Raw genomic sequence first — 19042 nt, 5'->3', positions numbered from 1 at the left:
GGAGGAGCGGCTCAGAGAACTGGGCTACCAGCCCGTCCTCGCCCGCCGGATGGGCGGCTTCGGCAACTTCGCCATCAGCTTCTCGGTCATATCCGTGCTGTCGGGCTGCATGACCCTGTACGGCTTCGGCCTCGGTACCGGCGGCCCGTCCGTGATGCTGTGGGGTTGGGCCGGCGTCGGCCTCTTCGTCCTCTGCGTGGGGCTCGCCCTGGCCGAGGTGACCAGCGCCTACCCCACCTCCGGTGCGCTCTACTACATGGCCGACCGGCTCGGCGGACGCCGCTGGGGCTGGTACACGGGCTGGCTCAACCTGCTCGGCCTGCTCGGCGCCATCGCCGGCATCGACTACGGCGCCGCCCTGTTCACCGGCGCCTTCCTGAACCTCCAGTTCGGCTTCGTGCCCACCCCGGGCTCGACGTTCCTGATCTTCCTGGCCATCCTGCTGCTGCACGCCGTGCTCAACCTGTTCGGCGTCCGGCTCGTCAGCGTGCTCAACTCCATCAGCGTCTGGTGGCACCTGGCCGGCGTCGCCGTGATCGTCGGCGCCCTGGCCTTCGTACCCGACCGCCACCAGTCGGTCTCGTTCGTCTTCACCGAGTTCGTCAACGACACCGGCTGGGCCAACCCGCTCTACGTGGCGGCGATCGGCCTGCTGCTCGCGCAGTACACCTTCTCCGGCTACGACGCCTCCGCGCACCTCTCGGAGGAGACCTCCAACGCCTCCGTCTCCGCCGCCAAGGGGATCGTCCGGGCCATCTGGGCCTCCTGGATCGCCGGGTTCGCGCTGCTGGCCGGGCTCACCTTCGCCATCCAGGACTACGCGGCGGTCCAGGGCAGCGCCACCGGTGTGCCGCCCGCCCAGATCTTCCTCGACGCCCTCGGCTCCGGCGGCGCCACGGCCCTGCTGCTCGTCGTGATCGTCGCGCAGATCTTCTGCGGCAACGCCGAGGTCGCCGCCGCGAGCCGGATGGTCTTCGCCTTCAGCCGGGACAACGCCCTGCCCGGCTCCGCCCTGTGGCGCAAGGTGAGCGGCCGCACCCAGACCCCCGTCCCGGCCGTGTGGCTCTCGGTCGCGGCCGCCGGCGTCCTCGCGCTGCCCTCGCTCTGGTCCGCCACCGCCTACGGGGCCGTGACCGCCATCAACGTCATCGGCATCACCCCGGCCTACGCCATCCCGATCTACCTGCGGCTGCGGGCCGGGGACCGGTTCCGGCCCGGGCCGTGGAGCCTCGGCCGCTGGGGCAAGCCGGTCGGCTGGGTCGCCGTCGGCTGGGTGGCCGTGGTCACCGTCCTGTTCTGCCTGCCGCAGAAGTCCCCGGTGACGATCGACTCGATGAACTACGCGGTGATCGCCCTGGCGGTCGTCCTGGTCCTCGCCAGCGTGTGGTGGTACGCCGCCCGGCGCTCGTACGGGACCCCGTCCGCCTACGGCAACGCCCGCGAGCAGGCGGACATCGCGGAGGGCATCGTCTGACCGTCGGGTCCCGCGGAGCGGCGGGCGGTCGCCACGGCGTGTCTCAGCGGCGCCCGCCCGGGGCCGCCGCAGCTGTCCCGCGGTACCGGGCGTTGATGACGGCCGCCCTGGCCAGCGCCGCGGGGTTCATGAAGCGCGCCGGACCCATCAGGCGGGACCCGAAGTGGTGCATGTGGCGCGCCATGGCCTCGTCGCGCGCCGCCGCCGCGAACATCAGCCGCTCCACGGGGTTGAATGGGCGGGCCTTGGCGTAGTCGACGGCCAGCGTCTGGTGGCCGCGCAGCCGGCGCCGGTGCGTACGGGCGTACGCCGCGAGCGACCGGTCGAGGTCGCCCCGGCCCGCCGCGGCCGCGGCGACCGCCGCGGCCAGCCAGCTCCCGGACTCCAGGGCCCAGCCGCACCCGACGCCCCACAGGGGGTCCGGTCAGGGCGGCGTCGCCGACCAGTGCGAGGCCCGGCGCGGTGGGCTCCCGGGTGAGGAGCGGGTAGTCGACGGTCCCGATGATCTTGCCGATGCGCTCGGCGGAGTCGAGGTCCGGCGCCTCGGGCAGGCCCCGGACGAAGGAGCGGAAGCTGCCCTCCAGGTCTTCCCGGAAGGCCGGCAGCCGCTTCTTGTCCGGGAGCACCGCGACGACCGTCACCCCGTCGTCGTTGGGGAACGCGTACGCCATGTCGGGCTCCAGGAACCAGGCCCTGCCCAGCCCCCCTTCCAGCGTCAGGCCGCGGAAGTACGCGATGTACCCGAACCGCGCGTTCTCGTACTGCCGGGTGGGCACCCCGGCGAGTTTGGCCACGGCCGAGTCCTTGCCGTCGGCCCCGACGACGAGCCGGGCCCGGATCTCCCGCTCGCCCTGGGGCGTCCTGGCCCGCACGCCCACGGTCCGCCCGGCTTCGGTGACCAGCCCGGTCACCTGGTGGCCGAGGAGCAGGTCGACGCCGGGGGTCTCCCCCGCACGGGCCCTGATCAGCGGGTCGAGGGTGCTGCGCCGGACGTTGTACCCGTACGGCAGCGCGGGCCCGGCGGGGGCGGCCCGCGGGTGTATCCATCCCCAACGGGTGTACCAGCGGGCCTCGTTGCGGACGGCTCCGGCCTTCTCAAGAGCGGGGAGGAGGCCGAGCTCGTCCAGTACCGGGGCGGCGTTGGCGGTCATGGAGTGGGTGCACAGCACCTTGTACGCCTCGGGGTCCGAGCGTCGTTCCAGCAGTGCGACGCGGACACCGCGCCGCGCGAGCAGGATCGCGGCGGTGCTTCCGGCCAGGCTGGCTCCGCTGATGACGACGTCGTAGCCGTCTCCCGCGCTCTCGGGCTCGGTCATGCGCTGATCGCCCCCTTCGGGGTGTGGTGCGGTCGTGGGAGTGGTGCGGTCTCAACTGCAGTCGGGAGCCCGGTGGTTGTCAATGTGCCCTTAGGGGCACGACCGCCCGCCGCCCGCCCCGCGGGACCGCGCCCCGGCTCTCCTCAGGCCCCCACCGCGGCCAGGCGGCGCAGGCTGGTCCGGCGCTGGAGGAGGGCCAGGGCCGCCACGCCCGCGCCGAGTGCGAGCCAGCCGGGCGGGCCCGGCGCCATGACGGCGCCGGTGAGCAGCGGCGGGCCGACCGCCTTCTGCGCGGAGGAGGAGATGCCGGCCACGCCCAGGTAGGAGGCGCGTGCCCGCCGGGGGGCGAGGGAGACGGCCAGTTCCCAGGAGGACACCGAGCGGACCAGCTCGGCCGCGGTGACGAGGGCGGCCGCGGCCAGCAGCGTCGCCGAGGCGGTCCAGGGTCCGTGCTCGGGGGTGAGGGCGAGGAGGGCGCAGGCGCCGAGCAGGAAGAGCCCGTACCAGGCGACGGCGGCCGCCGCCTGGCGGGGTGCACGGACCTTCCCCGACACGGGGAGCTGGAGGGCGACGACCAGCACGGTGTTGAGCACGAGGAAGGCGGGGACGACGGCGTGCGGCGCGTCGGTGTGGTGGACCAGCCACAGCGGGAGCCCGACGTCGAGGAGCGAGGCGTCGAGGTTCATCGCGGTGTCGAGGAGGACGAAGCGGAGGTAGTCGCGGTCCCGCCAGGGCCCGGCGGCCGGCGCCTTCGGCTCGGGCGGGCCGTCGCCGGGTACGGGGGCGACGAGGCGGCCGTGGCCGCGTGGTTCGCGCGTACGCCACACCAGGACGGCGGCCGCCAGGAAGGACAGCGCGTTCCCGAGGATCAGGACCTCGTACGCGCCCCGGGTTCCCACGGCGAGGCCGATGGCGGCGAGGCCCGCGCCGACGGCGCACCCGGCGTTGGCGGCGCTGCGCGACAGGGCCTGGTAGGTGGTGCGGCGTTCGCCGCCCACCCGGGTCGCGAAGAGCATTTCGAGGGTCTTGGCCGCGCGGTCGCCGAGGCAGGTGAGGGCGACGATCAGCAGGAGCGCTTCGAAGCGGGTGACGACGAGCATCGCGCCGAGGGTCGCCAGGCGCAGCAGGTGGCAGGCGATCAGGAGGGGGCGTACGGGCAGCCGGTCGGCGAGGTGGCCCGCCAGGGGTGAGCCGGCGATGCCCGCCACCGCGCCGGCGCCGAGCATCAGGCCGAGGCGGCCGGCGTCGAGGCCGACGACGAAGGTGAAGAAGAGCACCGAGGAGGCGGCCCAGATGCCGCTGCCGGTGCGGTCGACGAGCTGGCCGAGGAGCATGATCCGGGCGTCGCGGCCGCCGGGCGGTCGTCTGAGCTGTGCGATCAGTCCGCCGTCGGCGTCGGCGCCGTCGGCTTCCCGGTGGTCCGTGTCGCGTCGCCGTGCCGTGCCGAGCCGCCGCATGGCGGGCCTCCGTCTCCCCCGTGAAAAGTATCTCGATGTCGAGATACCTCACGGCAGCCTGCCCTCCATTCATCTCGACGTCAAGATATTTCCGGCCGGACCGCCCCCTCCCCGGCGTCAGGAGCGGAGCATGCGGGCGACGGCCCGGGAGGCCTCCTCGGCCTTCTCGCGCGCCCGGTCGCCGCCCTCGGCCGCGGCGTCGGCGACGCAGGAGTGCAGGTGGTCCTCCAGCAGGGTCAGCGCGAAGGACTGCAGGGCCTTGGTGGCGGCGCCGACCTGGGTGAGCACGTCGATGCAGTACGTGTCCTCCTCCACCATGCGCTGGAGGCCGCGTACCTGGCCCTCGATGCGGCGCAGTCGCTTGAGGACGTCGTCCTTGTCCGTGCGGTGGGCGGGGCGTTCGGAGAGTGCGGTGTAAGCGGTCACGGCGGTCGATCCCTTCCCGTTCTTGCGTTCCATCCCAGGGGGGTATGCCGGGTACGTGCGCTCAGTGGGAGTGGTCGCCCGACTCCTCCGGCGCCGCAGGAGCCGCCGGCACCGCGGGCGCCGCCGCGGGCTTGGCGCCGCCCCCGCCCGCGTTGACCGTGAAGGCCGCCGTGCGCACCTTGCCCTCGTGCTGGAAGTCCAGGAAGAGCCGGTACGTCCCCGCGCTCGGGGCGGTGGCGGTGAAGGAGACGTCCGGGCCGGGGCCGCCCTCGTTGGGGTGGACGTGCAGGTAGGCGAGGTCTCCGTCGCGCAGGGCGACGAGGTGGCCGTAAGCACCCAGGTAGGGCTCCAGGTTGGTGACGGGCTTGCCGTCCTTGCTGACCGTGAGCTTGAGTTCGCCGGCCTTGCCCGGGTCGAGGGTGCCGCCCAGGGCCACCTGGTAGCCGTCGACCTCGGCCGTGTTCACGGCCGGCGGCATCGGTGCCGGTGCGTACGCCCCGGGGACCGAGAGGTCCGCGCCGAGGGTGACGTTCTTCGCGCCGGGCACGTCCGGGGTGAAGTCGGCGAACGCCTTGTAGGCGCCGGCCGCGGGCAGGTCCACGGGCGCCGACCAGGTGCCGTCCTGCGCCCGCACCGGGTGGAGGTGGCGGTAGACCGTGAGGTCGCGCGAGGCCACGATGAAGTGCAGCTCCTTGCCGTGCTCGGTCTTGTACCCGGTGACCTTGCGGCCCTCCGCGTCCTTGACCGAGAACCGCAGCTCACCCCGGCCCGCCGCGACGCCCGGGGTGTCCAGGCTCAGCGTGTAGCCGCCCTCCGAGACCTGGAGCCCGCCGGCCGCCGGCCCCTGGGCCGCGGCCCCGTCGTGGCCCCCGTGGCCCGCGGGCGATCCGGATCCCCCCGGCCCCCCGGGTCCGGTGGACGCCTGCGCCGCGTGGGCCCCGTGGGCCGGCTTGGCGGGTTCGCCCACCGGGCCCACGCCCGCACCCACCCCGTAGGCGGTGCCGAAGGTCGCCGCCAGTGCTGCGGCGAAAACGGTGATCTTCACTCCGGTGTTCATGGCTGATCTCCCCTACGACGTACGTACCACGGCCGCATCCAGCGGTTCCATGCACTTCACCATACCCCCCAGGGGTATCAAGTCAAGCTGGAGGAACACTTGCGGTGTGTACCCCTGGGGGGTATATCTGGAGTCAGGCCAGATACCCCCAGCGGGTATCGGCGCGACTGAGGTCCGATCTAGGAGAAACACATGTCTTCCTGCTGCACCCCCGAAGGCACCTGCGGTACGAACGCCGGCGAGACGACCACCACCGTGGCCGTGGTCGACACCACCGCCACCGTCTACCGCGTGACCGGCATGTCCTGCGGGCACTGCCGGACCGCCATCACCGCCTCGGTCGGCGCGCTCGACGGGGTCGTCTCCGTCGACGTGGACGTCGACGGCGGCGTGGTCACCGTGACCACCGCCGGCGAGCCCGACGACGCCGCGATCACCGCGGCGGTCGACGACGCCGGCTACGAGCTGACCGGCCGGGCCTGACGCCCGGTCAGTCCCCCGACCCACCCGGCCGCCGGGGTCCCGTCCGTCCCACGGGCCCCGGCCCCCACCCCGCGCTCGAACGAGGAGCAGCACTCATGACCACCATCACTCCCGGCGCCGCCCAGGTCGAGCTCGCCATCGGCGGCATGACCTGCGCCTCGTGCGCGGCACGCATCGAGAAGAAGCTCAACCGCATGGACGGCGTCGAGGCCACCGTCAACTACGCCACCGAGAAGGCCAAGGTCACCTTCGACGCCGACATCTCCGTCGCGGACCTGATCGCCACCGTCGAGGCCACCGGCTACACCGCGCAGGAGCCGGCGCCGCCGCGCACCGGCGGCGCCCCGGGCCCCGAGGGGGAGCAGCCCGAGCAGGACGTACTCGCGCCGCTGCGCCAGCGGCTCGTCACCGCGGTCTCCCTCGCGGTGCCCGTCATCGCGATGGCGATGGCCCCGGCCCTGCAGATCGACTACTGGCAGTGGCTCTCGCTGACCCTGACCGCGCCCGTCGTCACGTACGCGGCGTGGCCCTTCCACCGCGCCGCCTGGACCAACGCCAAGCACGGCGCGGCCACCATGGACACCCTGATCTCGGTGGGCACGATCGCCGCGTTCCTGTGGTCGCTGTGGGCCCTGTTCTTCGGCACCGCCGGCACTCCCGGCATGACGCACGCCTTCGAGTTCAGCATCGCCCGCACCGACGGCGCGGGGAACATCTACCTGGAGGCCGCGGCCGGCGTCGTCGCCTTCATCCTGGCGGGCCGGTACTTCGAGGCGAAGTCCAAGCGCAAGGCCGGCGCGGCCCTCAAGGCGCTGCTGGAGCTGGGCGCCAAGGAGGTCACCGTGCTGCGCGGCGGCCGCGAGGTGACCGTGCCGACCGCCGACCTCCAGGTCGGGGACCGCTTCCTGGTACGCCCGGGCGAGAAGATCGCCACCGACGGCACCGTCGTCGAGGGCTCCTCCGCCGTCGACGCCTCCATGCTCACCGGCGAGTCCGTGCCCGTGGAGGTCTCCGTCGGCGACTCCGTCACCGGCGCCACCCTCAACGCCGGCGGCCGCCTGGTCGTCGAGGCCACCCGGGTCGGCTAAAGACACCCAGCTGGCCCGGAAAAAACCGGCTGGAAAAAGGACGCCCAGAACGGCAAGGCCGCCGCCCAGCGGCTCGCCGACAAGATCTCCGCCGTGTTCGTCCCCGTGGTCATCGGACTGGCCCTGGCCACACTCGGGTTCTGGCTCGGCACCGGCTCGGGCCTCGCGTCCGCCTTCACCGCCGCCGTCGCCGTGCTGATCATCGCCTGCCCCTGCGCCCTGGGCCTGGCCACCCCGACCGCCCTCATGGTCGGCACCGGCCGCGGCGCGCAGCTCGGCATCCTGATCAAGGGCCCCGAGGTCCTGGAGAGCACCCGCAAGGTCGACACCATCGTCCTGGACAAGACCGGCACCGTCACCACCGGCCAGATGACCCTGCTGCGCGTCCACACCGCCGAGGGCACCGACGAGGCCGAGGTGCTGCGCCTCGCCGGAGCGCTGGAGCACTCCTCCGAACACCCCATCGCGCAGGCCGTCGCCGCCGGCGCCGCCGCCCGGGTCGGGGCCCTGCCCACCCCGGAGGACTTCGCGAACATCCCCGGCCTCGGCGTCCAGGGCGTCGTCGAGGGCCACGCGGTCCTCGTCGGCCGCGGCAAGCTGCTCGCCGACTGGGCGATGGAGCTGCCCGTGCGCCTGGAGCGCGCCAAGTCCGAGGCGGAGGCCGCCGGCCGCACGGCGATCGCGGTGGCCTGGGACGGAGAGGCCCGCGCGGTCCTGGAGGTCGCGGACGCGGTCAAGGACACCAGCGCCGAGGCGATCCGCCGGCTGCGCGCCCTCGGCCTCACCCCGATCCTGCTGACCGGCGACAACAAGGCCGTCGCCGAGACGGTGGCCCGCGAGGTGGGCATCGACGAGGTCATCGCCGAGGTCATGCCGCAGGACAAGGTCGACGTCGTCAAGCGGCTCCAGGCCGAGGGCCGCAGCGTCGCGATGGTCGGCGACGGCGTCAACGACGCGGCCGCGCTCGCCCAGGCCGACCTGGGCCTGGCCATGGGCACCGGCACCGACGCGGCCATCGAGGCCGGCGACCTGACCCTGGTACGCGGTGACCTGCGGGCCGCGGCGGACGCCATCCGGCTCGCCCGCAGGACCCTCGGCACCATCCGCTCGAACCTGTTCTGGGCCTTCGCCTACAACGTGGCCGCCCTGCCGCTCGCCGCGGCCGGACTGCTGAACCCGATGATCGCCGGTGCGGCCATGGCCTTCTCCTCGGTCTTCGTCGTCGGCAACAGCCTGCGCCTGCGCGGCTTCCGGGCCGCCACCGACTGAGGAGACCCCGTGGCCGGTTACACAGAACACAAGGACGACGTCATCAGACGGCTGCGGCGGATCGAGGGCCAGGTCCGCGGCGTGCAGCGGATGGTCGCCGAGGACGTCTACTGCGTCGACGTGCTCACCCAGGTCTCCGCGATCAACGCCGCCCTCCGGTCCTGCGCCGTGACCCTGCTCGACGAACACCTCGCCTGCTGCGTCACCGAGGCCGTCGCCAGGGGCGGGGACGAGGCGAACACCAAGGTCGCCGAGGCGACCAGGGCCATCGCCCGCCTGATCCGCACCTGACGGGGTCCCTCCCCCGGCCCCGCGCCCGCCGCCCCTCCACCGGATCCGTCCGGGGGAGGGGCGGCGGGCGTCGCGGCCGTGTACCGGTCCGGGGTATGCCCCCGCCGCCGGGGCGGGTCGTACGATGAGCCGCTCGCGAGGGGGAGGTCCGAGAGGGATGCGCGTACGCCGGCTGGGAGAGCTGGAGGCCGAGATCATGGACCGGGTGTGGCAGTGGGAACGCCCCGCCTCGGTCCGCGAGATCGTGGACGACATAAACCGGGTCCGCAAGGTCGCCTACACCACCGTCATGACCGTGGCGGACATCCTGTACCGCAAGGGCTGGCTGAGCCGCGAGAAATCGGGCCGGGCCTGGATGTACGAGGCGGTGCGCAGCCGCGAGGAGTACACCGCGGCGCTGATGCAGGACGCGCTCGGCGACAGCCAGGACCGCAGGGCGACGCTGCTGCGGTTCGTGGAGCGGATGTCCCACGAGGACGTGGAGGCCCTGGACGAGGCCCTGCGCGCCGCCCGCACCGACCGGCCGGCCGACGGGAGCGGCCGGTGAACCACCACGTACTGCCGCCCCTCGGACTCGCCCTGATCACCGGTCTGGTGCTGCCGTTACTGCTGGTGCGCGCCCGCTGGGCCCAGCAGGTGCCCCGGCTGGGGCTGGCCGCCTGGATCGCCTGCGGCGCCGCCTTCGCGCTGTCCACGGCCCTGCTGCCGGCGCAGCTGCTGCTCCCCGCGGAGACCAGCCACCGGCTCGTCGACGCGGTGCTGACCCTGACCCCGCCCTCCCCCGGGCGGCTGGCCGCGGCCACGGCGCGCGAGGCCCTCGCCGCGGTGGCGGCGCTGGCCGTACTGGCGGTACCGGCCACCGGTTTCGTACGCGAACTCGTGCGGGCGCGCCGGGCGCGCACCCGGCACGCCGAACTGCTGCGGCTCGTCGGCCGGTACGACCCCCGGCTCGGGGCGACCGTACTGGAGGACGCGCGCCCGGCGGTGTACTGCCTGCCGGGGCGTTCGCGGCGGGTCGTGGTGTCCTCGGGCGCCCTGGAGGTGCTGACGGAACGGGAGCTGGCCGCGGCGCTCGCGCACGAGCGGGCCCACATCGGCGGCCGCCACCACCTGCTGGTCGCGGCGGCGGGCGCGTACTCGGCGGTGTTCCGCCGGCTGCCGCTGGCCCGGATCGGCGGGCGGACGGTGCCACTGCTGCTGGAGATGGCCGCCGACGACCGGGCGATGCGCGGGTGTTCGAGCGACGCGCTGGCCACGGCGCTGTACGCGCTGGCCTCGGGGCGGGCGCCGCGCAGGGCGTTCGCGGCGGGCGGTCCGTCGGCGGCGCTGCGGATGCGGCGCATCCTGGGGCCGCGCCGAGCGGGATGCCCGGTGCTGCGCGGGGTGTTGGCGGTGGCAGCGGCGGTGTCGACGGTCGTTCCGCTGGTGGTCGCGTGTTGTTGGACGTCCTGACAGCGGATTGCCCTCTTCCTCTCTGCGGCCCCAACCCGGTTATTTACTAAGCCAATTCGTAGATTTCCCGCCGCCCCCGGCCACTCGAATTGCCCGCTATTCTGAGCGCGTGCGGGCTCAGGACCGGTACGGCGAGAGGTACGGAAAGAATGCTGCTGGCTGACGTGCGGACGGCAGCGCCCGGTGACGCGACGGCGATTTCCCGGCTCCTCGCCGAAGCGATTCGCGACGGCTACGGCGAGGCCCTCGGGGAAATCGGGGTCGGCCGGCTGGTGTCGGACCATTGCGCCCTGCCCCGCATTCGAGCGGAAATTGAAATTCCCGGCGGAGCTCCCGCCTGGCTCGGCTGGCTGGTCGCGGCGGACACCGACGGCACCGTGGTGGGAGCCGTCTCGGGCGGCGTGCCGGTCGACGCCGAGGGCGAGATCTACGCCCTGTGCGTGACCCCGGCCCGGCAGCGGCAGGGCGTCGGCACGGCGCTGCTGGAGGCGGCCACCGGCCGGATGCGGGCGCACGGGGCCGCGTACCAGCGGATCACGCTGCCCGTCGAACAGGCCCCGGCGCTCCCCTTCTTCACCCGCCACGGCTTCGGAACCCTCACACCGGTCAGGCTCGGCCGCGCCCTCTGACGGCCGCCCGCCCTCCGCGGGGGCGTGGCAGATCCACGCCATCGCGTGTTCACGCAGCCCGCCGCTCTGGCCCCGGGCCTCCCGCGCAGGACAGGATTTCACCAGCGGCGCGGTCCCGGCGGCACGGGAGCTCCGCCCCGGACGGCTGGACCGAGCGACCCCCTGGAGGAGCGATGCACACACCGAGCGGCGTTTTTTCCCCGCCCCCGCCTCCTGTCGCGGCCGCCCCGTCCGCACCCCTCGGGCCGGCCCCGCGCGCGGCCGCCGTCCTGTCGCCCGCCGGCTTCCTGCCCGGCCTGGAGTCGGCCGAGCCCGCCGGCGAGGACTCGCTCTGGCTCCAGGACGCCCTGCTGGGCCCCCACAGCGCGGACATCGTCCGCTACCTGGGCCTCGCGCGGGACTGCGGCGGCGGCCCGGTGCTGGACCTGGGCTGCGGCGCGGGGCGGCTCGCGGTGCCGTTCGCCCGCCAGGGCTTCCGGGTCGAGGCCGTGGACCGGGACGCCGACAGCCTGGAGCGGCTGCGGGCCTGGGGCCGGCGGATCGGCCCTCAGGTGTCGGAGCGCCTGGTCACCACCCGCGCCGACCTGGCGGGGCTGCGACTGCGGGGCGGGTACCGGCTGGTCCTGCTGGCCGGGGCGATGATCTCCGCCGTGCCGCCCCGCGCCCGTCCCGGGCTGCTGCGCGAGATCGCCGCGCACCTGGAGCCGGGCGGCGCGCTCGCCCTGGACTTCACGGCGCACCGGCTGCGCGGGCTGGCGGAGGACCCCTCGCGCACCTGGGCGTTCCAGGTGCCGCGGTTCGACGGGGTGGAGGAGTGGACGGTGGCCCGCCAGGAGTTCGACCTGGACGGCATGGGCGAGCACATCACCTACCACTCGGTCCGGACGGGGAAGCTGAGCAGCGAGCGGGTGGTCACGGCCACCCGCAAGTGGATCGTCGACCCGGAGCGGCTGACCGCCGAACTGCACGGGGCGGGCCTGCGCGTGGAGCGCCGGCGCGGCCACCGCGTGGACGAGCGGACGGAGAGCGTCCTGCTCGTCTGCCGCGCCGGCGGCTGACCCCTCGGCCGCCGTTCCGCGAGGCCGGGCAAGAGGTACGATGCCCACAAAGGTTTGAGTGGACCAGATCGCGGATGGTGGCGGGGAGATGGCTGTCGTGGAGGAGTCGACCGGCCGCGAGGCGGTGATCCAGCGCCTCCGCGACGTCGGGCTGCGGGTCACCGGGCCGCGTCTCGAAGTGCTGCAAGTGCTGTCGGCGGGCGGCCACATGGACGTCGAGTCCCTCACCGCCGCCGCCCGCGAGCGGCTCGGGACCCTGACCAGCCAGGCGGTCTACGAGATGCTGCGGCACTTCCTGGAGACGGGGCTTGCGCAGAAGTTCGACCGCCCCGGCCTGCCGGCCGTGTTCGAGATCGCCGGCCCGCCCCACCAGCACGCGCTGTGCGTGCGCTGCGGCCGGGTGGAGAACGTGCGGGCGCAGGTGCCCGAGCCGGCCGGCGACGCGATCCGCGCGTGGCGGATGGGCGAAGGCGCCGAGATCACCTTCAAGGGGCTGTGCCCCGACTGCCTGGCCGCGCCGCGCGACTGACGGACCGCCCGCGCCCGTCGCCCGTCGCCCGTCGCCCGTCGCCCGTCGGCAGCAGGGGAGTTGACCCGCGGAAGATCCCGTACCGGCCCCGCCGGAGCCCCGTCCGGGCCGGCCGGGAGCACAGTCGCGCACCTCAGAGGCACCCTGTGACGCCCGTCACATCCCGTTCGAGGGGGCGGGAGCCCTCCCATAGGTATGTGCCAAAGTGTGACTGTCGATTCGTAAGATGAGGGGGTCGCTTCGCGATGGCAACGGGCGACGGCAGGGACGGCATCCAGTCCGCCGACAGGGTGCTGGCCTTCTATCAGGAGCTGCGCCTGCGCGGGGTGTCCGACCTGAACGAGGTCTTCCGGGAGCTCGGCATCGCGCCCGAGGAGTACGAGAAGTGGCGCGCCGAGCTGACCTCCCTCGGCCTGATCGTTCCGACCGGCACCACCCACGCCACCCGCGCCGACCTCCAGTCCGGCGCCTGGGAGCCGGGGCCGGACGCGGTCACCGTGATCGACCCCGAGATCGCCCTGCTGCGGATGCTCCAGCGCGAGCGCGAGCGGCTGCGCGAGCACCTGGACGAGTCCGACCGGGCGTACAGCGCGCTGGAGAACCTGGTCGGAAGGTTCCTGCGGCCCGGTTCGCTGAACGCCTCCGACGTCGAGGTCGAGATCCTCGACGACTACGGCCGGATCCAGCAGGTGCTGGAGGACATCACCGACGTCATCCGCCACGATCTGACGTCCATGCACGTGACGGCGCTGGTCCGGGAGGTCGCCGACCGGGTGCTCAGCCGCGACCGCCGCCAGATCGACAACGGGGTGCGCATCCGCGCCATCTACCACCAGCGCATCACCACCTCGCCGGAGGCGGTGGAGATGCTCCGCCGCCGCGTCGAGGCCGGGGTGGAGATCCGCCTCTCCCCCGCCGTCCCGATGAACATGATCATCGCGGACCAGCAGTTCGCCGTGCTGCCCGTGCACCCCGACGACCGGGCGGCCGGCGCGATCCTCGCCCGCGGCCCCGCCCTCGTCCGCTCCTACCTCGCGCTGTACGAGCACTGCTGGCACGCGGCCACGCCGTACGGCGACGACGTCGCGCAGGAACTCGGCGGCGACGGCCTGTCGGAACAGCAGCGGGCCGCCCTGAAAATGCTCGCCTCGGGAATGAAGGACGAAAAGGTCGCGCGAAATCTCGGGGTGTCCCTCCGGACGGTGAGCCGAATGCTGTCCGAGCTGATGCAGGAAATGGGCGCGTCGAGCCGTTTCGAGGCCGGGGTACGCGCCCAGCGGCTCGGCTGGCTGGACTGATTTCACAGGACACGCATCGGGAAAACGAAAAGCCCCGTGTCCGCGGGAGGCGGTCACGGGGCTTCGACCCGCCCGGGCGGGCGGGGCGTTCAGTCCCAGCCGTTGCCGTCCGCGCGGGACCCCGCGCCGACGGCGGCGGCCCCGGTACAGGACGGGCGGACGGGGGCGGTGAGACGGGCGTTCCCACGGATTCCGGTGGTGTGCACGGCCGACATGATTCCTCCAGGAAGTCTGAATATCGATTCCGTCTCCGCGGATCCGTGCCGCCGGTATTCCGTCGAAGACATCTCCATTCTCATATGGATTCCGCGTCCGAGCCACTTTCCTGTAGCGCCTTTAGGGCGGATCTGGAGTTCATACAGACGTTACACCTGCGCATCTTTGGTCAGCTCAAAAGAGCTGTTAGGGTGGCCTTCCGGCCTTCTCGGCCCTCCAGGGGAGAGGCGTCGGCGAGGCAGGAGCGTGCCGCCGCTCCTGCCTCACTCACCTCCGGCCCCCACCGCTCCTCGCGCAGCACGTCCCGGTAGACCTCCAGGGTGCGCGCGGCCGCGGCCCGCCAGCTCATGTTCCTCGCGTGGCGCACCGCCGCCCGCCCCATCTCCGCGGCCTCCTGCGGCCGCCCGGCGAACCAGCGCAGCCACCGGGCGTACGCCGCCGGGTCGTTGCCGCGTACGAGCAGGCCCGTCACCCCGTCGCGCACGGCGGTCGGCAGCCCCCCGACCGCCGACGCCAGCACCGGGGTCCCGCAGGCCTGGGCCTCCAGGGCGACCAGCCCGAAGGACTCGCTGCGCGAGGGCACCATCAGCACGTCCGCCGCCCGGTACCACTGCGCGAGCTCCGCCTGCGGCACCGGCGGGAAGTGCCGCAGCACATCCGACACCCCCAGCTCGCGCGCCAGTTCCCAGGCCTCGCCGCGCGGCCCGGCCCCCGAGTCGCCGCCCACCACCGGGACGATGGTCCGCCGGCGCAGCCCCGGGTCCTGCCGCAGCAGTTCGGCGACCGCCCGGACCATCACGTCCGGGCCCTTGAGGGGCTGGATGCGGCCCGCGTACAGGGGGACGAACGCGTCGGCCGGCAGTCCCAGCCCGGCCCGCGCCGCCGCCCGCCCCCGGCCGGGTCCGAAGGTGCGCAGGTCGACCCCCGGCCGGACGATCTCCGTGCGCCGCTCCTCGGCCGCGTACAGCTCGCGCAACGCCCGGGCCTCGTCGGCGGTGTTGGCGATGAGGCGGTCCGCGGAGCCGACGACCTGGTGCTCGCCGCGGATCCGCAGCTCCGGCTCGGGGGCGTCCCCGTGGGCGAGGGCTCCGTTCTTCACCCGGGCCAGGGTGTGCGCGGTGTGCACCAGCGGGATCCGCCAGCCGGCGGCGGCGATCCGGCCCGCCTGTCCGGAGAGCCAGTAGTGCGAGTGGACCAGGTCGTAGCGCCGCTCCTGCTTGAGCAGCGCCAGGGAGAACGGGACGACCAGGGCGGGCATGTCCTCCTTGGCGAGGGCGGCGCGCGGGCCGGCCTCCAGGTGGTGCACCCGGACGCCGGAGCCCAGGGCGTCCGGGGAGGGGCGGGCCTCGCCCCGGCAGCGGGTGAACAGGTCCACCTCGACACCGTGTTCGGCGAGCGCGCGGGAGAGCTGGACCATGTAGACGTTCATGCCGCCCGCGTCCCCGGTGCCGGGCTGGTGCAGCGGCGAGGTGTGGACGCTGAGCATGGCGACGCGCAGGGACACGTGGAGCTCCTACGGGCAGGGGCCGCGCCCGCCCCGCGCCGCCGGGCGACCGGCGCGCGGTCACGCGGCGAGGAAGGGATTCTGTCGTCGTACGGTCGTGCGGGTGGTGCGCGTCGTGCGGGTGGTGCGCCTCGCGGGCGTCGCGCGCGTCGTGCGGGTGGTCCGCATCCTGCGGGTGGTGCGCGTCGTGCCGGCGGTACGGGCCCGCCCGGGGGGTTGTGGCTAGAAGCCGAACACCGGTCCCGACGGCGGGGCCAGGCGCGTGCCCGGGGCGGGCGGGACGAGGGCGGCGGCCGAGACCGGTCCGCCGGGCCGCGTCCTGAGGGCGGCGGCCAGCCGGTCCGCGCCCTCCGGCATCACCGGGCGCGCCCACGCGCCCAGCGCCCGGGCCACCGCCAACTGCGCGGCCAGCACCGGCAGGTGGCGGCCGGCGGTGGTGGGGCGGTGGGCCTCGTGCGCGTTGACGTGCCCGAAGTCGGCAGCGGCGCGCACCATCTCGTCGAGCAGCCCCACGGCCCTGCGCGGGTCGAACGCGTCCGGGGAGTAGGCCTCGCGCAGGTCCTCCAGCCCGCGCAGCAGCCGGCGCTCCAGCACCTCCCAGCCGGAGCCTCCGGGCAGGGCCTCCGGGGCCCGTCCCGCGCACTCCTCGCGGACGGCGGCGAAGAGCCGGGCGAGCCAGTTGTTCCAGCCCTCGTCCAGCTCCCGGCGGGCGGCGGCGAGCCGGTCGGCGTGGAAGGCCGTGCGGCGGCCGAGCGGGCGGGCCTGCAGGACGTGCCGGCGCAGGGTGTCCGAGCCGTACTCGGTGATCAGGTCCAGCGCCCAGGCCTTCTGGCCGGAGCCCCGGACGAGCGCCTCGTCGTCCATGACGTACGCCTCGTTGACGCAGAAGTGCTGCGGCAGCTTGAGCCCCTGGGCGAACAGCAGGACCGGCAGCAGCACCGCGTGACAGAAGGCGTGGCCGAACCCGCAGAAGTGGACGGCCCGTTCGGGGCAGCGGCCGGTCGCCGTGGCCGAAGAGGTGCATGGCGGCCGCCTCGAAGCAGCCGTCGATCCGGTGCTCGGGGAAGCCGTCGACGGGGACGGGCAGCCCCCACTCGGCGGGGTGGGACACCGCGACGTCCGGCAGCCCGTCCTCGACGAGCGACTCGCACAGCGCGGCCAGCCTCGGCGGCAGGCCGGTGCCCGCCCAGTACTCGGCGAGGGCCTCGCGGTACGGCTCCAGCGGGACGTACAGCCGCCGGCAGCGCCGGGGCACGGCCGGGGAGTCGCACAGGGCGCAGCGCGGGTCCAGCAGGTCGCCCCCGTCGTTGGGGCGGGCGCACTCGTGGCACATCCCGCCCTCGCAGGCCGCCGCGCAGTGCGGGCAGGTGCCGGTGACGTGGGCTCCGTGGAGCCAGCGTCCGCAGGGCTCGCAGTACGGGGTCAGGCGGGTGCGGGCGGCGATGACCCCGTCCGCGTACAGCCGCCGGAAGAGTTCCGTCAGCCGGCCCCGGTAGCCCTTGTCCTGGCGGGGTCGCACGATGTGGTCGAACTCGACGCCCGAGCGCAGCCAGTCCGACGTGATCGCGGCGCGGTACCCCTCGGCGACCTCCTCCGGTTTGCGGCCGGCGCGGAGCGCGCGGACGTGGACGGAGCTGGCGTGGTCGGCGGTGCCGGTGGTGAACCGGACGGGTTCGCCCTCGGCCCGCAGGAACCGGGCGAGTACGTCGGCGGCGACGTACGGTCCTGCGAGATGGCCGACGTGCAGTTCGCCGTGGGTGGCCGGCGGGGTCGCGGTGATCCAGACGGGGGTGCTCATGGGACCTCCTTGACGCTGTGGTGCGAAGGACGCAGCGAGGCTCGGAACGGAAGGGGCAGCGGGTGCCCAGCCAAGACTGACAGAGAAACGAACCGTCCGGTCTGGTATCGGCTTGCGCGTTCGCGCCGTTGCGTGGACACGCCAGCGGACCGCCCCGGGGGCCCTGCGCGGCCGTCAGGCGGCGCAGTCCGCCGGCACGCGCATCCCCCGCACCACCTCGGCCCACAGCTCGTGCGTGGCCAGCGCCCACAGCGCGAGCGCGTCGCGGTCCGACGGCCGCTCCAGCTGACGGGCCAGCAGGGTCCGCACCCGGTCGGGCCGGACCTGCCCGGCCCGCGCCAGCCGCTCCGCCGACAGCAGTTCGCGTACGGGCTCCAGCAGCGGCCCGCCGGGGGCGAGCATCGCGGTGACCGGCAGTGCGAACGGCTGCCGGGGCCGCCGCCGTACGGCCTTGGGCAGCAGCTCCCGGCCCGCCTCGGCCAGCGCCCGCCGGTCCTGGAGCAGGCGCGGCGGCAGGGCCCGGGCGTGCGCGGCCACCGGCGGCCGGCAGAACGGCGTCCGCGCCTCGACGGCCGAGGCCATGCCCAGGTGGTCGAGCCGGCGCAGGTGCCGGGAGGGCAGCCGCCAGCGGCCCTCGAACGCGGCGACCGCCGCCAGCCGGTCTCCGCCCGCGGAGCGCAGCTCCCGCTCGACGCGGTCGGCGGCCGAGCCCTCCTCCTCGATGAAGGCCCGGTAGTCGGCCGTGTACAGGTACTCGCGCAGCAGCCGCGGCGCGGCGGACAGCCCGTCGGTGTAGGCGGCGGCCCAGTCGGCGACGAACGGGCCCGTGCCCGCCACCCGCGTGCGCGCGTCGGCGCCGAACAGCTCGTCGGCGCCGTCCCCGGTCAGGGCCACGCTGTACCCGGCCCGCCGCACGGCCCGGAACAGGGCGTACGTGCTCACCGCGGCCGGGTCGGCGTCGGGCTGCCCCAGGTGCCGGGCGGTGAGGGTCAGCAGCGACCCCAGCTCGGCCGGGTCCAGGGCGACTTCGTGGTGGACAATACGGGTGTGCCGGGCCACCGCGCGAGCGTACGCAGCCTCCCCGCCGGGCCACCGGCCCCGGTAGCCGAGGTGGAAACCGTGCGGGGCGGGCGCCCCCGCCTCCCGGGCGTACTCGGCCGCCAGCGCGGTGACCAGGCCCGAGGCGAGCCCGCCGCTGGTGAGGACGCACACCGGTACGTCGGCCCGCGCGAGGCGGCGCACCTCCCGGCACAGCACGTCCGCGGTGGACCGGCGGCCCCGCTCGGGGGTGGCCTCCGGCGCCGGGGGCCGCCGCCGCAGCGCCGCCGGCCTGCCCGGGTGCACGACGGCGGTCGCGCCGGGCGGCAGCGCGCTGATGCCCTCCAGGGCGGTCCGGGCGGAGATCGGGGTGCGCAGGGCGAGGACGGTGTCGAGGCTGTCCGCCCGCGGCGCCGCCCGCACCCCGTCGAACGCCAGCAGCGCCGGGATCTCGGAGGCGAACCGGAACGCCCCGTCCGCGCCCTGGTGGTAGTGCAGGGGCCTGCCGCCCATGGGGTCGACGGCCAGCACCAGCCGGGGGGCCGCGCGTACGTCGAGGACGGCGACGGCGAACATCCCGTCGAGCCGGCGCGCGAACCCCGTCCCGTACTCGGGCGTACAGCGCGGGCAGCAGGGTGCCGTCGCACAGGTCGGGGGAA

General features: G+C 74.5%; 16 protein-coding genes and 2 pseudogenes. 10 read left to right on the top strand and 8 right to left on the bottom strand.

Going from position 1 to position 19042, the window contains the following annotated elements; all coding sequences use genetic code 11:
• A partial coding sequence (locus tag SSNG_RS28225; RefSeq protein ID WP_042802110.1) for an amino acid permease occupies positions 1–1474 on the top strand: 1474 nt, incomplete at its 5' end.
• Here SSNG_RS28225 and SSNG_RS28220 read toward each other — a convergent pair.
• The 4 genes from SSNG_RS28220 to SSNG_RS28205 form a co-directional block, all read right to left on the bottom strand.
• Entirely contained in the window at positions 1426–2790 is a 1365-nt protein-coding gene (locus SSNG_RS28220; RefSeq protein ID WP_007267341.1) for an NAD(P)/FAD-dependent oxidoreductase, read from the bottom strand. The two genes, SSNG_RS28225 and SSNG_RS28220, sit on opposite strands and share 49 nt — an antisense overlap.
• Positions 2791–2933: 143 nt before the next feature.
• Complete coding sequence (locus SSNG_RS28215) at positions 2934–4247, bottom strand: MFS transporter (RefSeq protein WP_007267340.1); 1314 nt, start codon at positions 4245–4247, stop codon at positions 2934–2936.
• Between the two features lie 117 nt (positions 4248–4364).
• A complete protein-coding gene (locus SSNG_RS28210) occupies positions 4365–4673 on the bottom strand; it encodes a metal-sensitive transcriptional regulator (protein ID WP_241695135.1) in 309 nt (102 codons plus the stop codon).
• A gap of 61 nt (positions 4674–4734) precedes the next feature.
• A complete protein-coding gene (locus tag SSNG_RS28205; RefSeq protein WP_042802108.1) occupies positions 4735–5730 on the bottom strand; it encodes a hypothetical protein in 996 nt (331 codons plus the stop codon).
• Between the two features lie 192 nt (positions 5731–5922).
• Here SSNG_RS28205 and SSNG_RS28200 point away from each other — a divergent pair, with 192 nt between their 5' ends.
• From SSNG_RS28200 to SSNG_RS28160, 9 genes and pseudogenes are all read left to right on the top strand, one after another.
• A complete protein-coding gene (locus tag SSNG_RS28200) occupies positions 5923–6213 on the top strand; it encodes a cation transporter (protein WP_007267337.1) in 291 nt (96 codons plus the stop codon).
• 95 nt (positions 6214–6308) lie between these two features.
• A pseudogene (locus SSNG_RS28195) lies at positions 6309–8570 on the top strand (heavy metal translocating P-type ATPase).
• A 9-nt stretch (positions 8571–8579) separates the two neighbouring features.
• The gene (locus SSNG_RS28190; RefSeq protein ID WP_007267335.1) at positions 8580–8861 is read left to right on the top strand and encodes a metal-sensitive transcriptional regulator; all 282 of its coding nucleotides are present in this window, start codon (positions 8580–8582) and stop codon (positions 8859–8861) included.
• A gap of 157 nt (positions 8862–9018) precedes the next feature.
• On the top strand, positions 9019–9408 hold the full coding sequence (locus SSNG_RS28185) for a BlaI/MecI/CopY family transcriptional regulator (protein ID WP_007267334.1): 390 nt from the start codon (positions 9019–9021) through the stop codon (positions 9406–9408).
• Positions 9405–10313, top strand: coding sequence for a M56 family metallopeptidase (locus SSNG_RS28180; protein ID WP_007267333.1), 909 nt, complete (start codon positions 9405–9407; stop codon positions 10311–10313). The genes SSNG_RS28185 and SSNG_RS28180 overlap by 4 nt, the downstream gene beginning before the upstream one ends.
• 149 nt (positions 10314–10462) lie before the next feature.
• Positions 10463–10942 carry a GNAT family N-acetyltransferase gene (locus tag SSNG_RS28175; RefSeq protein ID WP_007267332.1) on the top strand — a complete coding sequence of 160 codons (480 nt, stop codon included), beginning with the start codon at positions 10463–10465 and terminating at the stop codon, positions 10940–10942.
• A 173-nt stretch (positions 10943–11115) separates the two neighbouring features.
• Entirely contained in the window at positions 11116–12000 is an 885-nt protein-coding gene (locus tag SSNG_RS38185; protein ID WP_050779754.1) for a class I SAM-dependent methyltransferase, read from the top strand.
• An 88-nt stretch (positions 12001–12088) separates the two neighbouring features.
• Positions 12089–12529: a transcriptional repressor gene (locus tag SSNG_RS28165; protein ID WP_042804228.1), complete on the top strand. Its 441-nt coding sequence runs from the start codon at positions 12089–12091 to the stop codon at positions 12527–12529.
• A gap of 245 nt (positions 12530–12774) precedes the next feature.
• A complete protein-coding gene (locus SSNG_RS28160) occupies positions 12775–13827 on the top strand; it encodes a helix-turn-helix transcriptional regulator (RefSeq protein WP_042802106.1) in 1053 nt (350 codons plus the stop codon).
• 385 nt (positions 13828–14212) lie between these two features.
• On the opposite strand, the gene mshA is transcribed toward SSNG_RS28160, so the two are convergent.
• The 4 genes and pseudogenes from mshA to SSNG_RS28145 all read right to left on the bottom strand — a co-directional run.
• Positions 14213–15547 carry a D-inositol-3-phosphate glycosyltransferase gene (mshA, locus tag SSNG_RS28155; protein ID WP_007267326.1) on the bottom strand — a complete coding sequence of 445 codons (1335 nt, stop codon included), beginning with the start codon at positions 15545–15547 and terminating at the stop codon, positions 14213–14215.
• 222 nt (positions 15548–15769) lie between these two features.
• Positions 15770–16486 (bottom strand): hypothetical protein, encoded by a 717-nt coding sequence (locus SSNG_RS44975; RefSeq protein ID WP_050779752.1) that lies wholly within the window; start codon positions 16484–16486, stop codon positions 15770–15772.
• Positions 16487–16661: 175 nt separating this feature from the next.
• Positions 16662–17345 (bottom strand): annotated as a pseudogene (locus SSNG_RS44970) (class I tRNA ligase family protein); the annotation flags it as partial.
• 174 nt (positions 17346–17519) lie between these two features.
• Positions 17520–19042, bottom strand: a 1523-nt coding sequence (locus SSNG_RS28145) for an asparagine synthase-related protein (protein WP_007267324.1), incomplete at its 5' end; no start/stop codon positions are given.

Origin of the sequence: Streptomyces sp. C, from assembly GCF_000158895.1 — a bacterium.
In the GTDB taxonomy this organism is placed as follows: Bacteria; Actinomycetota; Actinomycetes; order Streptomycetales; family Streptomycetaceae; genus Streptomyces; species Streptomyces racemochromogenes.
This window is presented reverse-complemented; position numbering and strand designations above follow the sequence as displayed.

Bases quoted from the DNA above. Each gene is read 5' to 3' on its own strand.
- SSNG_RS28215 (WP_007267340.1), bottom strand. From the start codon at position 4,247: ATGCGGCGGCTCGGCACGGCACGGCGACGCGACACGGACCACCGGGAA.
- SSNG_RS28185 (WP_007267334.1), top strand. From the start codon at position 9,019: ATGCGCGTACGCCGGCTGGGAGAGCTGGAGGCCGAGATCATGGACCGG.
- SSNG_RS28160 (WP_042802106.1), top strand. From the start codon at position 12,775: ATGGCAACGGGCGACGGCAGGGACGGCATCCAGTCCGCCGACAGGGTG.
- SSNG_RS28165 (WP_042804228.1), top strand. From the start codon at position 12,089: ATGGCTGTCGTGGAGGAGTCGACCGGCCGCGAGGCGGTGATCCAGCGC.
- SSNG_RS28200 (WP_007267337.1), top strand. From the start codon at position 5,923: ATGTCTTCCTGCTGCACCCCCGAAGGCACCTGCGGTACGAACGCCGGC.
- SSNG_RS38185 (WP_050779754.1), top strand. From the start codon at position 11,116: ATGCACACACCGAGCGGCGTTTTTTCCCCGCCCCCGCCTCCTGTCGCG.
- SSNG_RS28175 (WP_007267332.1), top strand. From the start codon at position 10,463: ATGCTGCTGGCTGACGTGCGGACGGCAGCGCCCGGTGACGCGACGGCG.
- SSNG_RS28205 (WP_042802108.1), bottom strand. From the start codon at position 5,730: ATGAACACCGGAGTGAAGATCACCGTTTTCGCCGCAGCACTGGCGGCG.
- SSNG_RS28220 (WP_007267341.1), bottom strand. From the start codon at position 2,790: ATGACCGAGCCCGAGAGCGCGGGAGACGGCTACGACGTCGTCATCAGC.